Raw genomic sequence first — 22,068 nt, forward strand, 5'->3', positions numbered from 1 at the left:
GTGCGTCCAGGTCCATGCTCCCCTCGGAGACGAGGCACATCAACGCGATGGCCGTGAAGGTCTTGGACACCGATGCCGGGGGGACGTCGTCTTCTCGTCGACCGGCAGCGCCCCGCCGGGCCGCTGCCCCTGCGCCCGCTTTCGCGTCCGCACAGGAGCAGGGTCAGGAGAGAAGGTGACACCGACGCGCCTGAGCGGTGCACACATCCCCGTACGTCTGACCGTGCCCTGGCGGACAGGGCGTACACGTCGCGCGGAAACCGCCGCGACCTGCGGCGACGCGGTATCCCGGACACGATCCCCGAGCGCCTCGACCAGCAAAGACATCGCAAGAACCGAGGCTCCCGAGGCGGTCGGCCCACCTGCGTCGACGGCGAGCGCTACAGGAAGCGCAGCACCGTCGAACGCACCATCAACCGCCTCAATGGCTTCCGGGCTGTCGCCACCCGCTACGAGAAACGCGCCTCCATCTACCTCGGGACCATCACCCTCGCAGCCCTCGCCATCTGGCTCAGAACCCCATGGAATCGGCTCAACCCGCAGGGTCTTCTGCGCCGACAGGCTCTGCGGCGGCAGCCGAGTTGCCCCTAAGCGGCGATCACCCACTGTCGGAGTGACGTACTGAAACATCCGGCGCGCATCAGCAGCCAGTGATCGCCGATACGCGGGAATCACAACCGCTGCGCCGGGCCCCACCCATCTGGCGTCAGCACTTGCTGAAGCCGTCACAACGCCTCCGGGTAGCCTCAGCAACCACCACGGCCGGCCGACACACGGGGCCGACGCGGCAGATCCACACGGACCACGGGCCGCAGCTGTGCTTCGAGAAGCGTCACGCCGTCGACCGCTTCGACGAGGGGCCGCCTGCGGTGCTCGTCCCACGTGTGATCACGGTCTCCGGCTGGAGCGGCGGAGCCAGTGGAGGATGGCGCGCAACCGGCGGCGGCGCGACGTCGGCTTCACCGGCGGAGGGGCGCCGGCGCCCGGGGGAGAGGTGCGCAGCCCAGCGACGGCCAAGTCTTCCGCGAGCAAGAGCTGCACGTCCAGGTCCAGCTGTTCCAGCTCCTCCACGGCCGTCCACAAGTCGATGGCGAAAGCCCGTGCCGTGAGGCGTTGGGCCGCCCCGGGACCGGCGGTACCGGCCAGGTGGGCCAGGATCCGGGATCGGATCTCCGGGTGGGTGATCCGGTCCGCCAGCTTCTCCGCGCGTTCGGGGTGCCCCGTCCCGGCTGCTGCCCGGGCGAGCGCCGCGAGCAGTTCTTCGTTTCCGTGCGAGCTCGCCGCCGCAAGTGCCTCCTCGATCTCGGCGGCGAGCGCGGCAGCCCTTGCGTGATCCCCGGTCCAGGCGATGACCTCGGAAACCACCGCCAGGGTGCGTATCCGCACTGATGTTCCCTCGACGGGTCGGGCCAGTGCGGTCTCGCCGCCGAGGACCACGACGGCCTGCTCCTGGTTCGCCGTCCCGTTGATCGTCTCGATGAGAGAGGCCAGCGTACGTTTCCTGTCGTGGGGGCCGCCGATGCCGCGGGCTGTCGCCTCGGCCTCGTCGACGAGCGCAGTGGCTCGGCCCAGATGGCCCCCGCGCGCGGCCGCCCGAGCCACCGCGGCCAGTGCCCGGGCCCTGAGTGCGAAGTCCTGGATCATGCGGGCGACGCGTTCGCACTGGTCGACGCCCCCGGCGTCGGCGACCGCCTCGGCCAGGGCGAGCACGCTCGACTCGTCCAGCTCGTCGCCGGCTTCGGCCATGCCGGCCACGAGCCAGTCCATCACTTTGACCGCATCATCACGGTTACCCGATGCCTCGCTCGCACCGGCCAATGCGGCCAAGGCCAGGATCCGAGGACGCGTCGTCTCGATCGTGGCGATGATCTCCACGGCCCGCTCCACGCCACCCGCGTCGAGGGCGGCCCTGGCGACGAGGGCCAGCGCGGCGTCGCGCCCTCCGCTGACCTCTTCGACGGAATGGGCGATGGTCTCGGCGCGATCCCAGTGCCCCGCGTTTGCCGCGGCTCTGGCCACAGCTCCTTGCGCGGCCCCCGCACGGGCGGGGTCGTGCAGCGTACCGGCGATGGCCAAGGCCCAGTCGATGTCTCCGGATCGGGCCACCACACCGGCCAATGCCGCGAGTTCCACCTGGTGATGCACGGGGGAGCGGACGGCTCTGGCCACATCCTGGGCCTCCGACACCAGGTCGTGGCCCCGTGAGTGGTCACCCGACCGCACGACCGCCTCGGCCACCGCGGCCAGTGCCCGCGCCCTGGACGCCGCGTCAGGGTTGTCCCGGGCCAGTGCCTCGGCGCGGTCGTGGTCACCCGCTCGGGCGACGGCGCCGGCGAGGACGGCCAGATCACCGTTCACCTGGAGCGCAGGGCGGCTGCCGGAACCGCCCACGAGTCCGTCGACGGCCTCCCTCGAGAGCTCGTCCGCACGATCGGAAGCCCCAGCGGCGGCCATCGCCTCGATCACCATTGCCATCGGAAGCTGGAGCCACACACCGCTGACCGCGCGGGCCGCTGTTTCGGCCTCGGCAGCCGCCCGGTATGCGGAGGTCAGGTCGCCGCTGCGGGCCACCGTTCGTGCCAAGGCGGACAGGGCCCTCGCCCGCCGCTCGGGGTCGTCTATGGCGCGGGCCACCGCCAGGGCCTCGGCGTGCTCGCCGGCCGAGGCCAGTGCGGCGGCCAGATCGGCTTCGAGCCACGACCGACCGGTAGGGGCCTGCGGATCGTCCGCAAGCGCCCTGATCGCGCGTGCCAGTGCGGCGGCGCGCCGCCGATCACCGCCCGCGTCCGTCGCCATCAGGGCCCAGCACGACGCCCGGATAAAGACGTTGTCGATACGCTCGGCCGCTCGATCGGCAGCGTCGGCGAGCTCAGCGGCCCGGTGCACGTCCCCGTCCCTGGCCGCTGCCGCGGCGACCGCCGACAGTGCTCTGGCCCTCTCGTCCGGTTCGGTGATGCTCCGGGCGATCGACTCGGAGAGCTCCCGCTCGCCGGCTGCGGCCGTCTCTCTGGCGACCCCGGCAAGGGCCCTCGCCGAGCTTGCGCCCCGCATCGACTCGGCCAGTGCCCGGGCCCGGTCGACGCGACCGAGCAACACCCAGACGACGGGCACGTCCAGCGGCAACGAGGCGTTTCGCTCCGACAGGCGCATGCGGCACAGGGCGACCTTGGCCAGACCGGGCAGGTTCGGGCCCGCGGCGCCGAGGACGGCGTCCCGGGTCGCGGTGAGTTCCGCGAGGGCGGCGGCGTCCCCGCCGGTGGTGTCGAGGAGCCAGGCATGGCGGCCCGGGTCGAGCGCGAGGCTGAGCATTCTGGGGGTGTCGCCTTCCGCACGCAGACTGCGGAAGTATCCGGCCAACAGGTAGCCCGGGGTGTCCGCGCCCCAGCCCCGCGACCGGTGCCCGTCCACCCAGCCGTGCAGGCGCCGACGGTAATCGGCCAACCGGTCACCGGCAAGGAAGGACAGAGCCTCCTCCTGCAAGTCCTCGTGGGCCAGCAGGTAGACGTGCCCCGGCCGCTCCACCCCGCGCCGGCCCAGTACCGGGCGCTGCTGGAAGGTGCGTCCGGACACCGTGTCCAAGGTCTCCGTGATCATCCACGGATCGCGCGTGCCGGTGAGTTCAACCAGGTCCTGGACGGACAGACCGCCGCCGGCTGCCGCCAGCAGACCCAGCAGGTCCTGCTCGGTGGGTGTGCCGATCAGCAGCCGTTTGAGCTCCCGTTTGGCGGCGTCACGGATGACCTCGGCGTCCGGCGACGGTTCCAGGAGGCGTACGGCATCGGACTCGCGCAGCGGGTGATGTCCAGGCACGTCGCCGGGCAGCGGTGGTGCGAGGCGCCCCGCCACGATGACGCGCATCCCCGCGGGAGGGCGGGCGGGCAGCAGGGCGGCGATGCTGTAGGCGTCGGGACCGGTGGTCACCCCTAGATCCTCGTCCAGCCCGTCCACCACCAGGACGAGCCGCGACCCCTGTTCCCGGCAGGCGGTGGCCGCGCTGTCGAGCAGCGCGAGCAGGTGCGCGGCGCGGGTCGCGTCGGTCAGGTGCGCGGGCACACGTCTGCCCAGGAGCGCCGCGAGCTGCTCCATGACGACGTCGATGAACGCCTCGCGGTCGCTCTGCCCCGCAAATCGAGCGGTGACGAAGAACGAGACGACGTGCACGCCCGCCGGTGGGTGCAGCACAAACCAGGACAGCAAGGCTGACTTGCCCGCCCACGCCTTGGCCCGCCACCACCGGTAGGCGCTGCCGCCGGGACGGGTGCAGAAATCGGTCAGCTCGGCGAGTTCCGCCTCCCGGCCAAGGAGCCTTTCCGGTGCGATCGACCGGACTTGGTAGAGGTAGGCGGAACGGGCAGGCAGCGATTCGCCGCCCAGAATGTTGATCTGCAGGCCGTTGCCGATCTGCACCCCCGAAGCCCCCCGGGCGTCGATCGGCCGAGGGCGGCCGTCCCGGCTGTCCACCAGCGATGCCTTCAGTTGAACGTGTTGAACTGCGTGGAGTGGTCGCCGATCAGCACGCCCTTGGCGCCGCGGGCGTCGATCCGGTACTTGCCCTCCGAGTGGACCAGCGCCCGGAACTCCTGTACCGCCGCGAGCAGTTCCTGGTCCCGGTCGGCACCGGACGCGATCAGCTCCTCACGAAGCTGGGTCTCCCAGACCCCTGGCTCCCTCTCCTCGGCGTCCAGCACCTGACCGCCACGTGGAGAAAGCCGACGGCGCACCGCGGCACGGAGCGCGTCGTACGCATCCCGCACAGCAGCGCTAGCAGTGTCCATCAAACCCGCCGACGTGCCGGCGGCAAGCGCCGCCACCACGAGATCAACCTCAGTCATCGGCCCCCCTGATGCAGTTGGCACCCAGTCTTCCAGCAACTTGCCGCCCCTGTAAGCGAGTTCGATGATTTGTCTGTCAAGCGTTGGTCGGGCGGAGACCGGAACGTCAGCCCATCGTGTGCGCCGCAATCCGCCAGGACGTCGGTGCGTTCAGCGTTGCTGGAGTGCGGGCATAGGTATGCCCACTCGTCGAGCAGGGTCCGATTCAGGCTCTCCACCTTGCCGTTCGTCTGCGGACGGTACGGGCGTGCCGAGTTCTGCGATCACGTCGGGCGTCAGCCCGGTGATCCGCTGGCTACCCATGATTGACGCACGCGTCCGGTTCCCCGCCGCGCGGATCATGATCAACGATCAAGGTTTCGACGCGCTACCGCCCACCATCACGAGCTCGTTGGGGCCCGTCTCTCTGATGCGGTGACTACGGAATGGAAACTTTGGTTTCCATCGTCAACTTCGGGAACTATGGTTGTCGTATGACGACCTCTGAGATCGCCCCGGAAGAGCAAGCAGAGCTCGACAAGGCCCTGTACGACGCCTTGAACCCCCTGGCCTCGGCCATCCGCTCCCGGGAGACCGGGTTGCCCGCTGACCGTATGTGGGATGCGAGCCCCGTCGAAGTGGCGCTGTCCGTCCTGGCCGCGTGGAAGGTGATGGATGGCGAGGTCAAGCGGCTCACGGAGCGGGCGGCAGTGACCGCCGGCTCCTACGGCGCGAGTTATGAGCAGTTGGGAGCTGTCTGGGGCATCACTCGCCAGGGCGCCCGCAAGAAATGGCCCGATGCCGTCAGCCGCCCGGCATCCGCGACAGGGGGTGCGCTTGCACTGTTCGGAGGGACTGCCGAGCTGGTGCAGGCGCCTTCAGGTGGTTGGGGCTGGACTGGGCGAGGCGCTGATGGAGTATCCGGCACGGCCACCGAGCGGGCGCCGTACGCGACCGCGGAAGAGGCAGCAGCCCACGCGGGCGCATTCCTCAAAGAACACGCCCTCGACTCCGACGACCAGCCCTAGAGCTTCTCCTGTGGGCCATCTCCGGACCCGGATGAGAACGGCCACGAGGTGGAGTGCGGCCTGGTAGGCAATCGCGAGCTTGTCCGTTCGCACGGCCCGGGTTCGGCGACGGGTTCACGGTCGGCGACAGTGCGCCCCTGTGCGAGCCGGTTCACCGCGACCCGGCGACCGGCCTCGTCCTGGCGGAGGTCTGGGTCACCATCCCGCGCCGCTGGTAGCGGCCAATGCACTGCCAGAGGACTTCTGCGCCTTGCTGGAAAGGCTTCGGAGGCATTTCCGGACCCAGCAGTCCTCGCCCCGCCCGCGGGCGAGCCTTCTGCACCCGCACAGCCCGCCCGAGGTCCCGGGCGAACCCGCCGGTTCAGCACGACACCGGTGTTGGTGCGGATCACTCGTGCGTATGAACTCCCTGCGATACACCGCGGCCCGGACCTGCCCTTCCTAGAGTGCCCAGTGCGATATCAGAGACGGAGAGGCGAGGTGTCCATGCGGGAAGAAGCGATCGCTCGGGCCCAACTGGTGTTCAAGTTGTTCGACGCTGATGAGAACGGGGTTCTCGAGGCAGACGATTTCGAGCTGATGGCCAAAAGGGTGGTGGCGGCAGCCCCAGGAGCCGACGCGGGCAGGCGTTCCGCGATGGTGGCCGCTTTCCGGAACTACTGGGCGACCCTCGCCGAAGAGCTGGACAGCAATAGGGACGGCCGGGTCGACTACGCCGAGTTCCAGAGCGTCGTCCTCGCACCGGAGCGGTTCTCTGAAGCAGTCGGGGAGTTCGCCGACGCCCTCACCGCGGTCGCGGACCCGGATGGCGACGGGCTGGTCGAGCGGTCGGAGTTCGCGGCGGTCATGACCGCCATCGGCTTCGACGAGCCGAATATCCACGCCCTGTTCGACAGTCTCGAACCGACTGGCACTGAGCAGGCGGCGGTCCCGGCCTGGACCGAGGCCATCAAGGAGTACTACCGGCCGGATGCGGCAGGCATCGCGGACCACCTGGTCACAGCACCAGCCAGCTGACCACCCACACCCACGCACCCGCCCCGCCGGGCTCATCACCCGGCGGGGCGGTCTGCACCGCTCCCAGCGGACCAGGCGGCGCGAAGAGCGAAGCCAAAGACGCGGCGCAGCAACAGCCTTGAGGTGACGGGACGGGGCCAATCCGCTCACGCCGCTATGGGCGCACTCAGCCAAATCGCCACAACGACGGCTGCCCCGGGCACCACGATCGAGCAAGGCCAGCAGGCACAAGTGCAGACTCCGGCATGGGAAAGCCACGCCCCGAGCTTCAGGGGCACCCGCTCCGTCTCACCTTCGACGAGGACGTCCACCACCGCACCGCGCGGAACGGGACGGCCGGTGCCTTCGTGCTCCATCCACTGTGCCAAGGCACGCTGCCGGGGCCGCTCTGTGCCGCGGAAATTGATGCCCCTCCGCGGCGCTGGGGTGGCACGTGCGGCATTCCCGGGAAGCTGCCTCGGCTCCTGGCCGTACCGTATCGAGGACCTTGCTCTGTCCGGCCGGCTCAGTGATGGCCGCGCGCAAGAGCGAGGCCACGGCTGGTTTCGCCGGCCGACCTGGCAGAGGAAATAGACGTACCTGCATGACGTCAGGGCGGACGTGTCCTGCCCCGGCACGTTGTAGCCGGCCGGGGAACGGCGAGAACCGTTCACTGCTCCGGTCGGTGGGCGGGCCGGGGAATCTGCAGGGATCGGGGCCCCGCGTCGGCTTCGAGGTGGCCGACGGAACGGAGGAAATCAGCCTCGGCCGTGCCATGCGGTCCGCCGGCGACCGGGTGGACAACAACCCCGTGGGATGGCTGCTGTACTTGGGAGTGATCAGGGGCTGTCTGGGGCGGCCTGGGAGGGGCTCCCGCCACGGAAGCGGGCGCCGCGGCGGGCTGCGCACCCAGCTTTGCCAGCCGCTCCTGCTGCTCGGGCGCGAGCTGCGCCCAGGTGGCCGGCTCTTCCAGCCGCTCCAGCCACTGAAGACGGTCGAGGCACTGGCCGCCGAAGGGCGCGCGATCGTCGTCTCCACCCACGACGTCGAGTTCGCCGCCCGCGCCGCCGACCGGGTCGTCGTCATGGCCGAGGGCGAGATCGTCGCCGACGGGCCCACCGCGGACGTCATCGTCTCCTCCCCGGTCTTCGCACCCCAGACGGCGAAGCTCCTCGCCCCGCTGCCCTTCCTCATCGTCAATCAGGTCCCCACCGCGCTGGCCGCACCACGACCGGAGGGCGATCAACCGTGACCATGCCGAACACACGCACGGTGGCTGCGATCCGTCTCACCCCGCGCGTCTCCCTTGGCATCGGCATGGCGGCGCTTCTGGGAGTCGTGGCCTTCTTCTGGCCGTTCGTCGTGACACGGGCACCTTCGGGTCGAACTACGCGCCGCCCCTGATCTTCGGCGTGCTGCTCGTTCTGATCCTGTGCGTCGTGCTCTCCGAGATCGCCGAGGGCGGCATCGACTCCAAAGCCCTGGCCATGCTGGGCGTGCTGTCCGCCGTCAACGCGGCGCTGCGCCCCCCCCTCGGCGCGGGCACGGCGGGCATCGAGACCGTCTTCTTCGTCCTCGTTCTCGCCGGCCAGGTCTTCGGCCCGGGCTTCGGCTTCACCCTCGGCTGCACTTCGCTGTTCGCCTCCGCCCTCGTCACCGGGGGCGTCGGCCCCTGGATGCCGTACCAGATGTCCGGTCGCGCCTTCGTCGGCATGCTCGTCGGGTTCCTGGCCGCGTGCCACCGGCCGCCGCGAGGTGCTGCTGCTCGCCGTCTACGGCTCGCTTTCCGGTTACCTCTTCGGGTTCCTCCCGAACCTTTCCTTCTGGCCGTTCTCCCTCGACCCGAACAGCTCCATCGGCTATCTCCCCGGCCTGCCCCTTACCGAGCAGTGGCACCGTTACGTGGCCTTCGACCTGGCCACCTCCCTCGGCTGGGACACCGGCCGCGCCGTGACGAACTTCGTGTGCGTCGTGCTCGCGGGGCCCGCCGTGCTCACGACGTTCCGCCGCGCCGCCCGCCGGGCCCGCTTCCGCGCCCCGGCCCGCTTCACCGCACCTCAGCCGGATGACCGTCCCGGCGGCCATGAGACGATGGCCGCCGACCTGGGCGACGGGAGCTGAGGAAGCCGGTGTGAATCCGGCGCGGTCCCGCCACTGTGACCGGGCACGACCCGGGAGCCAGACACTCACACCGTCGCCTCCTCACGACGTCCGGGGCGGATCTCCCCGGTGAGAGGCGGACGGCGCCATGCCGGAATCAGCTGGCCCTACCACCACGGCTTCCGCACCCAGCAGGGTGACGGTGTGCCGGGACTGCTGCTGCGGCACGGTCAAGGTACCGGGCGACCACACGGCCCAGACCGCGCGGCTGCGCTCGGCCGTCCCGGTGCGCGTCTCCGAGTGCCTGGACGTGTGCGAACAGGCCAACGTCATCGTCGTGCAGCCGTCGGCCGAAGCCCGTCGCGCCGGTGCCCGGGCGGTGTGGCTGGGCCTGGTCAACGACCCCGAGGCGACCGAGGACGTCATAGCCTGGGTGAGCGCGGGAGGCCCTGGCGTGGCCCCGATGCCGGAGATCCTCGACCTGTACGCGTTCGTCCCGCACCAGGGAACGGAGCGCGCGCCCGGCCGGGGGCCGGGACGCGTGTGACGTCCCGGCCCCCGGCAACACTGTTCAGGGGAAGGCCAGTTCCGCCCGGACGGTACGGGCGGCGGCGACCAGGTTCTCCAGCGAGGCCCGGGTCTCGGGCCAGCCGCGGGTCTTGAGCCCGCAGTCGGGATTCACCCAGAGCCGTTCGGCAGGGATCGCCTTCAGCCCCGTACGCAGCAGCTCGGCGGCTTCCTCGGCGCTCGGGACGCGGGGCGAGTGGATGGCGTAGACCCCCGGACCCGCCTCGCGGGGGTAGCCGTGGGCGGCCAGCTCGCGGGCCACCTGCATGTGGGAGCGGGCGGCCTCCAGGCTGATGACGTCGGCGTCCAGGTCGTCGATGGCCTGGACGATGTCGCCGAACTCCGCGTAGCACATGTGGGTGTGGATCTGGGTGGCCGGCCGCACCCCGCTGGTGGTGAGCCGGAACGCCTCGGTGGCCCGGGCCAGGTAGTCCGCGCGGTCGGCTGCCCGCAGCGGCAGTGTCTCGCGCAGTGCGGGTTCGTCCACCTGGATCACCGAAGTGCCGCTCGCTTCCAGGTCGTCGACCTCGTCGCGGAGCGCGAGGGCGACCTGACGGGCGGTGTCCCCGAGCGGAAGGTCGTCGCGGACGAACGACCAGGCGAGCATGGTGACCGGACCCGTGAGCATGCCCTTGACCGGGCGGTCGCTCAGCGACTGGGCGTACGAGGTCCAGTGCACCGTCATCGGCTCGGGGCGGGAGATGTCCCCGGCGAGGACCGGCGGACGCACGTACCGGGTGCCGTACGACTGCACCCAGCCGTGCCGGGTGGCGAGGTATCCGGTCAGCTGCTCGGCGAAGTACCGCACCATGTCGTTGCGCTCGGGATCCCCGTGCACCAGGACGTCGATGCCCGTCTTCTCCTGGAAGGAGATGACCTCCTGGATCTCCGTCCGGATGCGCTCCTCGTAACCCGCCGTGTCGATGCGTCCGGCGCGCAGGTCGGCGCGGGCCGTCCGCAGCTCGCCGGTCTGCGGGAACGAGCCGATGGTCGTCGTCGGCAGCAACGGCAGCCCCAGATGAGCCCGTTGGGCCGTGGTCCGCTCCCTGTACGGCTGGGAGCGGCGGCCATCCGCGTCCGTCACGGCCTCGGCCCGGGAGCGCACGGCCGGGCCGCGGGTGAGGGGGGAGTCCACCCGGGAGGCCAACGCCGCCCTGTTGGCGGAGAGTTCGCCGGTGATGGCGTCGGTGCCTCGCGCGAGGGCCTTCGCCAGGGTGACGATCTCCGCGGTCTTCTGCTGGGCGAAGGCCAGCCAGCGGACGATCTGCGGCTCGATGTCCCGCTCGGCGGCGGCGTCCAGCGGCACGTGCAGCAGCGAGCAGGAGGCGGCCACGTCGACGCGGTCGGCCAGCCCGAGGAGGGTGCCGAGCGTGGACAGCGACTTCTGGAGGTCGTTGATCCAGATGTTGCAGCCGTTGACGACACCGGCGACCAGGCGCTTGCCCGGCAGTCCGCCGACGGCCGCGAGGGCGTCCAGGTTGGCGGCGGCGGCCTCGGTGAAGTCCAGCGCCAGGCCCTCCACAGGGGTCTTCGCCAGGACCGGCAGCGCCTCGCCCAGCCGGTCGAAGTAGGAGGCGACAAGCAGCTTGGGACGGTCGCTGAGCGCGCCGAGGTCACGGTAGGCGCGCTCGGCCGCGCTGAGCTCGGCCGGGGTACGGTCCTGGACGAGGGCCGGCTCGTCCAGTTGCACCCACTCGGCACCCGCCGCACGCAGATCCGCCAGGACCTCCGCGTACACCGGCAGCAGCCGGTCGAGGAGCGTCAGCGGCTCGAAGCCGGCGGGCACTCCGGGGGCCGGCTTGGCCAGCAGGAGATAGGTGACGGGGCCGACCAGCACCGGCCGCGCGGCAAGACCCTCGGTCAGGGCCTCCGTGCGCCGACCTTCCTGAGCACCGCTGAGCAGCAGGGTGTCAGCCCGGAACTGCTCAACCCCTCTCTCGAGCTGATGCGCCGCCGCTTGGCCGAGGCCAGCGGCGAGGAGGACCTGACGGGCGTGATCGACCTGCTCGTGCATCGACCAGCCACCTGCCGCCACAGCAGCGACCGTGCTGGTCACAGTCGTCAACGAGACGCTGCGCCCAGCACTTTCACCATGCGCTCTAGTGGGGCGCAGGCGCTGATGAGCCTCTCGGGGTGAGGGTGGGGGTGGGGACTTGGAGGGTGCCGATGTCGGTGCCCTCCATCAGGGAGAACAGGTTGCGGGCCACTTCGGCGCCGAAGTGGTGGACGTCGTGGCTCATCGCGGACAGGGTGGGATGGGTGATCCGGCACAGCTGGGAGTCGTCCCATGCGAGCAGCGAGACGTCGTCCGGGACCACGAAGCCCATCTCGGCGGCGACTCCGGCGCCGGCCACCGCCATGATGTCGTTGTCGTAGACGATCGCGGTCGGCCGGTCCTTCGCCAGGAGCAGCGAGCGCGTCGCGCGTGCGCCTTCCCGTTCGTCGAAGCCGGTCGCGATCTGGACCCCCGGTTCCAGGCCGAGTTCGCGCATCGTGGACTCGAAGGCCCTGGTCCTGATCGCGCTGTGTCCGAAACCGGCCGGTCCGCCGACCCGGGCGAGGCGTCGGTGGCCGAGGGCGGCCAGATAGCGGACGGCCTCCGCCGTCGCCGTGGCGTCGTCGGTCCACACCGCGGGGAAGGAGCCGGTCAGCGACGGATGGCCGACGGCGACCGCGGGCAGCCCGATGGACTCCAGCGCCGGCACCCGCGGGTCGTCCACCCGGAAGTCGACGAGCACGGCGCCCGCGATGGTCTGGCTGCGCCACCAGCTCCGGTACAGCTCGATCTCCTCGTCGACATCACGCACCAGGCGCAGCAGCAAGGAGCAGGACCGTTCAGCGAGCACGGCCTCGATGCCCGAGATGAAGTCCATGTAGAAGGGCTCCAGCCCGAGCATGCGGGCCGGGCGGCACAGTACGAGGCCGATGATGTCGGCGCGCCGACCGGAGAGACTGCGTGCTGTCTGGTTCGGCGCCCAGCCGAGGTCCCGGGCAGCCGCGAAGATGCGCTCCCGGGTCGCGTTCGATACGCCGGGCTTCTGGTTGAACGCCAGGGAGACCGCGCCCTTGGACACGCCCGCCCGGGCTGCGACGTCCTTGATGGTGACGCGAACCGGGCTGGTCACTGCGCGCCCACGCAGAACAAGGCGCCCCTGGCGTCGTCCGCGGAGACGTTGCCACACCCTTCGATCCTGATGCGGACCTGCTCGCCTGCGAGCAGCGTGGTGAGCCCACGGTCGGCGGTTGCGCCGGGAGCGAGCCGGTCCGGCTGAAGGAGAAGGTCCCTGATGAGTGTGTGTGCTACGACCACCACGTGGACGTTACCACTGCCGTCCGGGCCGGGCTCCACAGTGACGTCGAAGACCGGCCGCTCATAGGCGAACTCCTTGTCACTGACCGGGAAGTAGGTCGCGCGCAAGCCGTCCGCGTCGGCGACGAGGAACTCCTTGGTGCCGCACCCGGCCGGGTCCAGCGCGGCGGGGACCGGGATCCGTACGACGGAACGAGCGGCAACGGTCACCTGCTGCGTATCGTGGCCGGTGGTCGCCCCGCCGGCCTCGACGCGGCGCAGGGTCACCTCGGTGCGCCAGGGCGCGGCGGACTGGTTGATCACCGCGAGCACGGGTCCCTCGTCGCCCGCGCCCGCGGGTTGCAGGGTCAGCAGCCGGTCCGCGTACACACGCCGCAGCTCGTGGTGGAGCGGCTTGAGGCGGCCGTCCCCGTCGATCGCGGCCCAGGAGCTGACCGGCCAGCAGTCGTTCAGCTGCCAGACGACGGTGCCCGCGCAGACCGGCCAGTGGGAGCGCCAGTGCTCGATGCCTGCGGCCACGGCACGCGCCTGGACGACCTGTGTCAGGTAGTGCCAGTGGTCGAAGTCGCCCTCGGGCAGGGCGAAGTGGCGGGCGACCCCGCGGTCGAGCTTGCCGTTTCCGTCCTCGGCCTTCTGGTGGTGGAGCATGCCGGGCGAGTCGGGGGCCAGGTCCTCGCCGGGGAGGGTGCGCCGGAGCGTGGCCAGGGCGGGCGGGGCCTGCCATCCGAACTCGGACACGAAGCGGGGGACGTTCGCGCGGTACTCGGCGTAGTCCTGGCGGTTCCAGACCTCCCAGGAGTGGTAGGTGCCGTGGTCGGGGTCGTTGGGGTGGTGGTCCCACGATCCGGACCAGGGGCTGCCCGCGCTGTAGGCGCGGGTGGGGTCGAGTTCGGCGACGATACGGGGCAGCAGGCCGAGGTAATAGCCCTCGCCCCAGGAGTCGCCGGCCAGGCCGGGCGCCCAGTCCCAGTCGCGGAAGCCCCAAAGGTTCTCGTTGTTGCCGTTCCACAGGACCAGGCTGGCGTGCGGCATGAGCCGGACAACGTTGTCGCGGGCTTCGGCCTCGACTTCGCCGCGTAGCGGCTGCTCCTCCGGGTACGCGGCGCAGGCGAAGAGGAAGTCCTGCCAGACCATGAGGCCCAGCTCGTCGCAGGCGTCGTAGAACGCTTCGTCCTCGTAGATGCCGCCGCCCCACACGCGGACCAGGTCGACGTTGGCGTCGGCCGCCTGGCGCAGCCGGGTGCGGTAGCGCTCGGGGGTGATGCGCGAGGGGAAGACGTCGTCGGGGATCCAGTTGACGCCCCGGGCGAAGATGCGCTCGCCGTTGACGACGAGGGTGAAGCCGGTGCCGTGCGCGTCGGGGGTGCGGTCGACTTCGACGGTGCGGAAGCCGATGCGGCGGTGCCAGGTGTCGAGCGGGCCGGCGTCGCCGAGCAGGATGACGTCGAGGTCGTACAGCGGCTGGTCCCCGTACCCGCGCGGCCACCACAGCCGCGGGTCGTCAACGGTCAGCCGCAGCACCGTTTCGTCGCCCTCGAACCGGGCCTCCACCGTCTCGCCGGCCACGGTGGCCCGCGCCCGCAGGCTTGCCGCAGCCCCGGACTCGGTGCGCTCCACCTGAAGCCGCACCTCGACACTGCCGCGGTCCTCGTCGACGGTGACGAGGGGGCGGACGGAGGCGAGGCGGGCCGTCGACCAGTGCTCCAGGCGCGCGGGCCGCCAGATCCCGGCGGTGACGAGCGTCGGCCCCCAGTCCCAGCCGAAGCTGCACGCCATCTTGCGGATGTACTGGAACGGCTCGGGATACACGTTGGGCCGGTCGCCGGTGATCGCGCGCACGGACTCGGCCTCGTCGTAAGCGGAGGCGAAGCGCACTTCCAGACGGCCTGTCAGCCCGGTGGCATCGAACCGGTACGTACGGTGCATGTTGCGGGTGGCCCCGAGTTCCCGGCCGGCGAACGTGATGTGCGCGGCGGTGTCCAGCCCCTCGAAGACGAGGTCGGTGCGCTCGTGCCCGCTGTCGTGGGAGATGTCGCGGACGTACGTCCACTCGCGTCGGCCGATCCAGGCGACCTCGGTCTCGTTGCGGTCGAGGAAGGGGTCCGGGATGACGTCCGCGGCAAGCAGGTCGGTATGGACACAGCCGGGGACCTCGGCAGGCAACAACGCTTGGTCGTAGCGCAGGTTCCAGCCCTCGGTGAGCGAGGTGATGTCCTTCATGATGCGGCTCCAATCGGCCCAGTGCGCACGCTGACAGATGTACGACGCGGCACAACTTAACCCGCGGATCGATGACTGTCCATAAACCGGTCTAGTCACAGGATGGCAACCCGCCCGAAAGGGGGCGGGCTTCTTACCTGCAGTTATGTAGGCTCCGGTAACGATTCGGCATCGCAGGGGAAACAAGTGCTTTACCGGTTCACTGTCGCCCTGTCATAGTGCCGACATCCGGCGCAGACCCGAGCCGCCGTCCAAGGGAGCAGGGCACATGGGGAAGACCAGGACACTCGCAGGTATGTTTTTGGCCATCGCGACAGTGGCGGTCACCGGCTGCAGCGGCAGCGGTTCACCGTCCACGGAGACGGCTTCCGCCCCCGCCGACGCAAGCAAGGCGAGCGGCACCATCACGGTCCTCACTCAGCGGACGGACCTGATCAAGAGCGGGGCCATGAAGGCTTACGCGGCGGAGTTCAACAAGGTCTACCCCAAGATCAAGGTGAAGTTCGAGGGTCTCACCGACTATGAGGGTGAAGTCAAGATCCGGATGAACACGGACAAGTATGGCGATGTCCTGATGATCCCGGCGGCTGTCGCCAAGAACGACTACCCCAAGTTCTTCGCACCGCTCGGCCCCTCCGTCCCGATGTCCGCCAAGTACCGCTTCAGCGATAAGACAGAGGTCAACGGCAAGACCTACGGCATCGCCCAGTTCGGCACAGCCAACGGATTCGTCTACAACAAGGCCCTCTGGAAGAAGGCGGGCATCACCGCCTGGCCCAACTCTCCGGAGGAGTTCATCGCGGACCTCAAGGCGATCAAGGCCAAGACCGGGTCGACCCCGTATTACACCAACTTCAAGGATGGCTGGCCGCTGGTCCAGTGGTCCGCCAACATCGGCTCCGTCACCTGCGACAAGGAAGCGAACAACAAGCTCGCCGGCCCGGTGTCGCCGTGGGAGTCCGGCAGCGAGCTCGGCGTGATCGACAACCTGCTCTTCGACATCGTCAAGGACGGGCTTTCGGAGAAGGACCCCAGCACCACCAACTGGGAGGCGTCCAAGAGCAAGCTGGCCAAGGGCGAGATCGGCTCCATGATGGTCGGCTCCTGGGCGATCAGCCAGATGCGCGACGCGGCCGAGAAGGCCGGGAAGAACCCGGACGACATCGGCTACATGCCGGTCCCCGTCCAGCGCGAGGAGGGGCAGTGCGCCACGCTCGTCTCGGACTACCAGCAGGCCGTCAACATCCACTCGGACCACAAGGAAGCCGCTCGGGCATGGATCGACTGGTTCACCGAGAAGTCCGGCTACTCGGCCAAGGAGGGCGCGGTGCCCACCCTGAAGTCGGCTCCCATGCCCGAGACCCTCAAGGAATTTATTGACAACGATGTCATGTTCGTTGAGCGCTCCGAGAGCAAGACGGGCACGGTCAATGACATCGACAACGCCGCCGAGATCGGTCTCAACAAGCCCGACTACCGGCAGAAGCTGATCGACATCGCCCGCGGTGCGCAGAAGGGCAGCGCCGAGAGCTACTTCGGCGAGCTCAACAAGAAGTGGGACGACGCCGCGAAGACAGTCGGCTCCTGATCCGGCGCGGGGCCCGGCCGCACGACCCCGGCCGGGCCCCCCGCCCAGGCACTGACCGCATGACCGACGCGGATGACGAAAGGCGCGACATGACCGAGACGACCGAGGCGGTGAGCGTGAAGACGCACCGTGCGACGCCCCACCGGCGCCGCCCCTCATCCACCGGCGCTGGCCCACGGACACGCGGCACCCGGGGCTGGTCGCTCCGCCGCGCCACGCCCTGGCTGTTCCTGTTGGCGCCGCTGGCGCTCCTGATCACGTTCACCTACGTGCCCGTGGGCAACATGATCTTTTACAGCTTCACGGACTGGGACGGGATCAGCCCCGACCGGAACTTCACCGGAGCGGACAACTACGTTCAGATCTTCACCCGGCCGGAAATCTTCCGGGTGTTCTTCGTGAGCTTCTACTACCTCGCGGCATCCGCGGTCCAGATCGTGATCGCGCTGTACTTCGCGACGGTGCTCAGCTTCGACCTGCGCTTCCGCAACCTGTTCAAGGGGCTGCTCTTCTTCCCCTACCTCATCAACGGCGTCGCCATCGGATTCGTCTTCCTGTACTTCTTCCAGGACGGCGGCACCCTGGACACCGTGCTGTCCTGGTTCGGCCAGAACCCCGACCGTGCCTGGCTCGGTGACCCCACCTCGGCCAACACCTCGCTCGCCGGCGTCTCGGTGTGGCGCTACACGGGTCTCAACTTCGTCCTGTTCCTCGGCGCGATCCAGTCCATCCCGGGCGAGCTCTACGAGGCCGCCCAGCTGGACGGCGCTACCAAGTGGGAGCAGTTCCGCCACATCATCGCCCCGAGCATCAGGCCCGTACTGAGCCTGAGCGTCATCCTCGCGATCTCCGGCTCGCTCGCCGTGTTCGAAATCCCCTGGATCATGACCGGCGGTGCGACGGGCACCTCGACGTTCGTCATCCAGACCGTGAAGCTCGCGTTCCAGTTCAACAAGACCGGGCTGGCGTCGGCGGCCGCCGTGGTGCTGCTGCTGATCATTCTGCTGATCACCTGGATCCAGCGCCGGCTCGTGCCCGACGAAAAGGTGGACCTCGTATGACCACGGCCCCGCAGACCGCAGCCATGAAGACCGCGGGCCGCTCCCGCACCGTGCCGGGCCCGCGCCGGGTCCGCCTGCGCGGCCGGATCGGGCAGACACTCGTCTACGTGTCGCTCGTCGTGGCCTCGCTGGTGGTGGTCCTCCCGCTCGCCGTCGTGTTCCTCACCTCGCTGAAGACCTCATCGGAAGCGACTGACGGCGGCGCCCTGTCGCTCCCGGGCAACTGGCTGAACTTCGACAACTACGCGACCGCGTTCTCCGACGGCCACATGCTGACGGCCTTCGGCAACACCGCGTTCATCCTTCTGTTCTCCATCACCGGCACCGTGATCATCGGATCGATGACGGCCTACGCCATCGATCGCTTCGACTTCCGGGCCAAGAAGCTCGTGATGGCCCTGTTCCTGATCGCCACTCTCGTACCCGGGGTCACCACGCAGGTCGCCACGTTCCAGGTCGTGAACAGCTTCGGCCTGTTCGACACCCGCTGGGCGCCGATCCTTCTGTACATGGGTACGGACATCGTCTCGATCTACATCTTCCTGCAGTTCATCCGGGGCATCCCCGTGTCCCTGGACGAGGCCGCACGGCTGGACGGGGCGAACTCGTTCACGATCTACCGCAAGATCATCTTCCCGCTGCTCAAGCCGGCGATCGCGACCGTGGTCATCATCAAGGGGATCACCGTCTACAACGACTTCTACATCCCCTTCCTCTACATGCCATCGGAGGAACTCGGCACGGTCTCCACCGCTCTGTTCCGCTTCAAGGGTCCGTTCGGAGCCCACTGGGAGAACATCTCCGCGGGTGCCGTTCTCGTCATCGTCCCCACGCTGGTGATCTTCCTGTTCCTCCAGCGCTACATCTACAACGGCTTCGCCCAGGGGGCGACGAAGTAGCGTTCGGCACCCCACCCGGCCGGCACCGGTCCCCGACGAGAGGTCCGGTGCACTGCCGTGCCCACGCGCACGCCGCCCACCGCAACGCGTTGAGCGCTGGACGAACAGGCAAGCCGAACCGACCTCCCTTCGGACGAAAGAGACGCCATGTGAAGTCACCCCCCAACCACCGGAACAGGTACCGGTGGCCTCTGGTGCTCCTCCTGCTGACCGCCCTCGCGGGTACCTCTCTGTCCCTCGCGCGGCCCACTGCGGCGTCGGCCGCCGCCGAACCCACCGCGACCCGCTGCGGCACTCACTTCTGCCTGGACGGCAAGGAGTACTACGTCGCCGGGGCCAACGCGTACGACCTGTTCACCTTCGGTTCCGGGTCCGGCGCCACCGAGCCGGAGTACATGGACAAGGACCGCATCGACGCGCACTTCGCCCGCATGCACGACGACGGGGTGGACGTCGTCCGGCTCTGGATGTTCAGCCACGAGGACTGGCACGGCTTCGAGAAGACCGAAGGCGTCCACAACGACCAGGAGTTCGCCCAGTTCGACTACATCGTCGAGTCCGCCCGGCGCCATGGGATGCGACTCATGCCCGTTCTCGAGAACTACTGGGAGGCCTACGGGGGGATCGACACCCGTCTGCACTGGGAGGGGCTGTCCGGCGGCCAGCCGGCCCGGGCCGCGTTCTCCGACAAGAAGCGCTGCCCCGGGTGCTTCACCTCGTACAAGAACTACGTGAGCCACGCTCTGAACCGGACGAACCACTACTCCGGCGTCAAGTACAAGGATGCACCGACCATCTTCGCCTGGGATCTGATGAACGAGCCTCGATACGAGGCTCAGAGCCCCGAGGGGAATGTCGACGGGACCACGCTGCGCGCCTGGGTCGACGAGATGGGCGCTTTCGTCCAGGGCATCGACACGAACCACCTGTTGGGCGCCGGGATCGAGGGCCATGGCACGGACTACGGCTTCGGGGGAGACGAGGGCAACCCCTTCATCCACCTCCAGCAGTCGCCGTACCTCGACTTCACCTCAGCCCACCCGTATCCGATCGAGTCCTGGGCCGACCTGTCGCTGGACGAGACGAAGCAGCTGATCCGGACCTGGATCAATGACTCCCACGAAAAGATCGGCAAGCCCTTCTTCATGGGCGAGTTCGACGTCCACCACGTGGATCGCGCCGCCTGGTGGAGCGAGATCCACGCCGACTTCGAGGCGGCCGGCGGTGACGGCAGCGCCTTCTGGTGGTACCAGGACCGGAACATCGACGGCAAGTTCGGCGTATCCGAGGGGGCGCCCGAACCCGCCGTCTTCCGCGACCACTCCGCCGCCATGGCCGCCAAAAGCGGCCGCACGCCTTCCCCCACGCGCGAACCGACCGATCCCACTGACCCGACAGACCCCACTGACCCGACAGACCCCACCGACCCGACTCCCACGCCCACGGAGAGCGGGGCCTGCGAGGTCACCTACCGGCTCTCGGACTGGGGCTCCACGTTCAACGCGGACGTCACCACCCATAACACCGCCACCACCGCGGTCGACAACTGGGAGCTGTCCTTCAACTTCCCCGGCAACCAGTCGATCACCCAGATCTGGAACGCCACCCAGGTCCAGGACGGCCGGCACGTGACCGCGACCCACCCCTCCGGCTACAACGTCTCGATCGCGCCGGGGGCCACCGTGAACTTCGGGTTCAGCGGCACCTCACAGGCAGACACGAACGGCCCCGCCTCGGAGGTCACCCTGAACGGCAAGACGCGCACCACGTCCTGACCCGATGAAAGCACGCGCCGGCTCAGCGGCATTTCTGCCGCGGAGCCAGCGCGTGCGCTTCACCCGGTGGCGCGGAAACGTATCGTGCGATCGCGCCGACCGCCTTCTTCGCTGGGTCGCATAAGTGAGGGGAGGCGGGGGAGTCCTTTCACAATACCGGTCTAGTTACAGGCTCCCAGATGCGTAGGAATCGACCCCTCAGCGCAGGACTTGCGACGTCCCGGTGTCGACCGTCGCCCGGTAAAGTTCCCCGTCCCCCTCGATCACCACCCGCTCCCCTGCAGACGCGTACACCGAGCCGCCCGGGCCGAGTCGCACGTCACCTTTCGAACCTCTCAGGCGCAGTTCCCCGCGCGTGCAGACGAGGATGTGCGGCGCCGTCGCGTCCAGGACCGCGGCCGCATCTTCCTCCGTCACCCGGACGCGCGAGAGCCGGAAGTCGTCCACCGGCGCCGGATACACCTCCTCCGGCCCCTCCGGGACCGGCCTCAGGACGCGAACGGGCGGAGCGTCGAACCGCACCACTCGCAGGAGTTCCGCGGTGTCCACGTGCTTGGACGTCAGACCGCAGCGCAGCACGTTGTCCGAGGCCGCCATGATCTCCACCGCCAGCCCCCGCACATAGGCATGCGGAACGCCCGCCCCCAGGAACAGCCCCTCGCCCGGACCCAGCCGGACAGTCCGCAGCATCAGGGCCGCGAGCAGCCCGGGATCCCCGGGATGCGCCCGCGCGATCGTGTCGTAGAGCTCGAAGTCCGCCTGGTGCGGTCCTTGCGTCCGTGCCGCGCGACCGACCGCCCCGGCCACCACCGCGACGAGGCCGGGCGGGGGCGCGAGAAACGCGGAGAACACCGCCCGCAGCGCGTCCTCCTCCGGCTCGGTCCTCAGGACCCGGCCGTACGGGTCGAGCTCTTCGAGCCCGAGGGCGGCGAGCAGCCCGGCGCACTCCGACGGCGTCCGGAATCCGCACAGCCCCTCGAACGCGTCAAGGGCCACGACCATCTCCGGCTTGTGGTTGTCGTCGCGGTAGCTGCGGTGCGGCGCCTCGAGTCCGATGCCGGCGGCGTTCTCGATGCGGAAGCCGACCTTGGCCTGGGCCAGGTCGGGGTGGACCTGGAGCGAGAGCGGCGCGTTGGCCGCGAGCAGTTTGAGCAGGAACGGCAGCCGGGGACCGAAGCGCCGGAGCACCACATCGCCCAACTCGGCGGCCGGGGCGGCCTCGATCACGGCGTCGAGCGGCAGATCCGCATCCGGGCGCCGGACCAAGGAGGGGGCCGACGAGTGCGCCCCCATCCACATTTCCGCCTGCGGCCGGCCGTCCGGGGCGACCCCGAACAGGCCGGGCAGGGCCGTGGTGGAGCCCCAGGCGTAGGGGCGGATGGTGTTGACGAGCGGGTCCACGGACGTGTCCTTACGCTTCGGCAGGCGTCGGACCTGCCTAGTTCGACGGGGTCAGGAGTGCAGGGCGGGAACGGGGCCGGACTCCAGTGCCGACGCGGCAACGGCGGCCGCTCCGACGAGCCCGGCGTCAAGGGCGAGGCCGGCGGTGACCACGGGAATGTCCCGCACGAAGTCGAGGACCGCGTAGTCGGCCAGGTGGCGCCGCAGGGGCGCGAACAGGACGTCCCCCGCCTGGGCCACCCCGCCGCCGATGACCACGCGCTCCAGCTCCACGAGTGCCGCCGTCGCGGCGATCGCGGCCGCCAGCGCCCG

Annotated in this window: 13 protein-coding genes, 6 pseudogenes and 1 riboswitch; of the genes and pseudogenes, 11 read left to right on the forward strand and 8 right to left on the reverse strand. The window is 69.5% G+C overall.

What is annotated here, in order from left to right:
- Positions 1 to 72: 72 nt before the first annotated feature.
- Positions 73 to 516, forward strand: a pseudogene (locus G3I41_RS37560) (transposase); the annotation flags it as partial.
- 372 nt (positions 517 to 888) lie between these two features.
- On the opposite strand, the gene G3I41_RS30470 reads toward G3I41_RS37560, so the two are convergent.
- From G3I41_RS30470 to G3I41_RS30480, 3 genes and pseudogenes are all read right to left on the reverse strand, one after another.
- Positions 889 to 4,461, reverse strand: a complete 3,573-nt coding sequence (locus G3I41_RS30470; RefSeq protein WP_164403759.1) for a hypothetical protein — start codon at positions 4,459 to 4,461, stop codon at positions 889 to 891.
- 11 nt (positions 4,462 to 4,472) lie between these two features.
- A complete protein-coding gene (locus G3I41_RS30475; RefSeq protein ID WP_164403760.1) occupies positions 4,473 to 4,832 on the reverse strand; it encodes a hypothetical protein in 360 nt (119 codons plus the stop codon).
- 140 nt (positions 4,833 to 4,972) lie between these two features.
- A pseudogene (locus G3I41_RS30480) lies at positions 4,973 to 5,080 on the reverse strand (integrase core domain-containing protein); the annotation flags it as partial.
- Between the two features lie 225 nt (positions 5,081 to 5,305).
- Here G3I41_RS30480 and G3I41_RS30485 point away from each other — a divergent pair.
- The 5 genes and pseudogenes from G3I41_RS30485 to G3I41_RS30505 all read left to right on the forward strand — a co-directional run bounded on the left by G3I41_RS30485 (position 5,306) and on the right by G3I41_RS30505 (position 9,482).
- Positions 5,306 to 5,839, forward strand: a complete 534-nt coding sequence (locus tag G3I41_RS30485; RefSeq protein ID WP_239081906.1) for a hypothetical protein — start codon at positions 5,306 to 5,308, stop codon at positions 5,837 to 5,839.
- 486 nt (positions 5,840 to 6,325) lie between these two features.
- Entirely contained in the window at positions 6,326 to 6,856 is a 531-nt protein-coding gene (locus tag G3I41_RS30490; protein ID WP_164403785.1) for an EF-hand domain-containing protein, read from the forward strand.
- Positions 6,857 to 7,829: 973 nt separating this feature from the next.
- Positions 7,830 to 8,087: pseudogene (locus G3I41_RS30495) on the forward strand (cobalt ABC transporter ATP-binding protein); the annotation flags it as partial.
- Positions 8,088 to 8,089: 2 nt separating this feature from the next.
- Positions 8,090 to 8,956: pseudogene (locus G3I41_RS30500) on the forward strand (ECF transporter S component).
- A riboswitch (cobalamin riboswitch) is annotated at positions 8,955 to 9,023 on the forward strand. (Overlaps the previous pseudogene by 2 nt.)
- Positions 9,024 to 9,083: 60 nt before the next feature.
- Positions 9,084 to 9,482, forward strand: a complete 399-nt coding sequence (locus tag G3I41_RS30505; protein ID WP_164403761.1) for a hypothetical protein — start codon at positions 9,084 to 9,086, stop codon at positions 9,480 to 9,482.
- 24 nt (positions 9,483 to 9,506) lie between these two features.
- On the opposite strand, the pseudogene metE reads toward G3I41_RS30505, so the two are convergent.
- A pseudogene (gene metE / locus G3I41_RS30510) lies at positions 9,507 to 11,372 on the reverse strand (5-methyltetrahydropteroyltriglutamate--homocysteine S-methyltransferase); the annotation flags it as partial.
- Positions 11,373 to 11,378: 6 nt separating this feature from the next.
- On the opposite strand from metE, the pseudogene G3I41_RS37205 reads away from it, so the two are divergent.
- Positions 11,379 to 11,513: pseudogene (locus G3I41_RS37205) on the forward strand (NAD(P)-dependent oxidoreductase); the annotation flags it as partial.
- An 88-nt stretch (positions 11,514 to 11,601) separates the two neighbouring features.
- On the opposite strand, the gene G3I41_RS30520 reads toward G3I41_RS37205, so the two are convergent.
- Together G3I41_RS30520 and G3I41_RS30525 are read right to left on the reverse strand one after the other, a co-directional pair.
- Positions 11,602 to 12,627, reverse strand: coding sequence for a LacI family DNA-binding transcriptional regulator (locus G3I41_RS30520; RefSeq protein WP_164403762.1), 1,026 nt, complete (start codon positions 12,625 to 12,627; stop codon positions 11,602 to 11,604).
- Entirely contained in the window at positions 12,624 to 15,032 is a 2,409-nt protein-coding gene (locus tag G3I41_RS30525) for a glycoside hydrolase family 2 protein (RefSeq protein ID WP_164403763.1), read from the reverse strand. Before G3I41_RS30525 ends, G3I41_RS30520 begins: the two co-directional genes overlap by 4 nt.
- Positions 15,033 to 15,300: 268 nt before the next feature.
- Here G3I41_RS30525 and G3I41_RS30530 point away from each other — a divergent pair, with 268 nt between their 5' ends.
- The 4 genes from G3I41_RS30530 to G3I41_RS30545 all read left to right on the forward strand — a co-directional run bounded on the left by G3I41_RS30530 (position 15,301) and on the right by G3I41_RS30545 (position 20,355).
- Positions 15,301 to 16,620, forward strand: a complete 1,320-nt coding sequence (locus G3I41_RS30530) for an ABC transporter substrate-binding protein (protein WP_164403764.1) — start codon at positions 15,301 to 15,303, stop codon at positions 16,618 to 16,620.
- An 89-nt stretch (positions 16,621 to 16,709) separates the two neighbouring features.
- Positions 16,710 to 17,681, forward strand: a complete 972-nt coding sequence (locus G3I41_RS30535; RefSeq protein WP_164403786.1) for a sugar ABC transporter permease — start codon at positions 16,710 to 16,712, stop codon at positions 17,679 to 17,681.
- A gap of 23 nt (positions 17,682 to 17,704) precedes the next feature.
- The gene (locus G3I41_RS30540; protein WP_239081919.1) at positions 17,705 to 18,580 is read left to right on the forward strand and encodes a carbohydrate ABC transporter permease; all 876 of its coding nucleotides are present in this window, start codon (positions 17,705 to 17,707) and stop codon (positions 18,578 to 18,580) included.
- Positions 18,581 to 18,729: 149 nt separating this feature from the next.
- Positions 18,730 to 20,355 (forward strand): cellulose binding domain-containing protein, encoded by a 1,626-nt coding sequence (locus G3I41_RS30545; RefSeq protein ID WP_164403765.1) that lies wholly within the window; start codon positions 18,730 to 18,732, stop codon positions 20,353 to 20,355.
- Positions 20,356 to 20,553: 198 nt separating this feature from the next.
- Here the strand turns inward: G3I41_RS30545 and manA are convergent, their stop codons facing one another.
- Entirely contained in the window at positions 20,554 to 21,756 is a 1,203-nt protein-coding gene (manA, locus tag G3I41_RS30550; RefSeq protein WP_164403766.1) for a mannose-6-phosphate isomerase, class I, read from the reverse strand.
- Between the two features lie 51 nt (positions 21,757 to 21,807).
- The coding region (locus G3I41_RS30555; RefSeq protein WP_164403767.1) for an ROK family protein at positions 21,808 to 22,068 on the reverse strand (261 nt) is incomplete at its 5' end.

Origin of the sequence: Streptomyces sp. SID9727 (genome assembly GCF_010550605.1) — a bacterium.
Taxonomy (GTDB): domain Bacteria; phylum Actinomycetota; class Actinomycetes; order Streptomycetales; family Streptomycetaceae; genus Streptomyces.

What these genes read in the sequence shown, in the direction of transcription:
- G3I41_RS30475 (WP_164403760.1), bottom strand. Translation starts at nt 4,832, where the DNA reads ATGACTGAGGTTGATCTCGTGGTGGCGGCGCTTGCCGCCGGCACGTCG.
- G3I41_RS30485 (WP_239081906.1), top strand. Translation starts at nt 5,306, where the DNA reads ATGACGACCTCTGAGATCGCCCCGGAAGAGCAAGCAGAGCTCGACAAG.
- G3I41_RS30490 (WP_164403785.1), top strand. Translation starts at nt 6,326, where the DNA reads ATGCGGGAAGAAGCGATCGCTCGGGCCCAACTGGTGTTCAAGTTGTTC.
- G3I41_RS30505 (WP_164403761.1), top strand. Translation starts at nt 9,084, where the DNA reads ATGCCGGAATCAGCTGGCCCTACCACCACGGCTTCCGCACCCAGCAGG.
- G3I41_RS30525 (WP_164403763.1), bottom strand. Translation starts at nt 15,032, where the DNA reads ATGAAGGACATCACCTCGCTCACCGAGGGCTGGAACCTGCGCTACGAC.
- G3I41_RS30530 (WP_164403764.1), top strand. Translation starts at nt 15,301, where the DNA reads ATGGGGAAGACCAGGACACTCGCAGGTATGTTTTTGGCCATCGCGACA.
- G3I41_RS30535 (WP_164403786.1), top strand. Translation starts at nt 16,710, where the DNA reads ATGACCGAGACGACCGAGGCGGTGAGCGTGAAGACGCACCGTGCGACG.
- G3I41_RS30540 (WP_239081919.1), top strand. Translation starts at nt 17,705, where the DNA reads ATGAAGACCGCGGGCCGCTCCCGCACCGTGCCGGGCCCGCGCCGGGTC.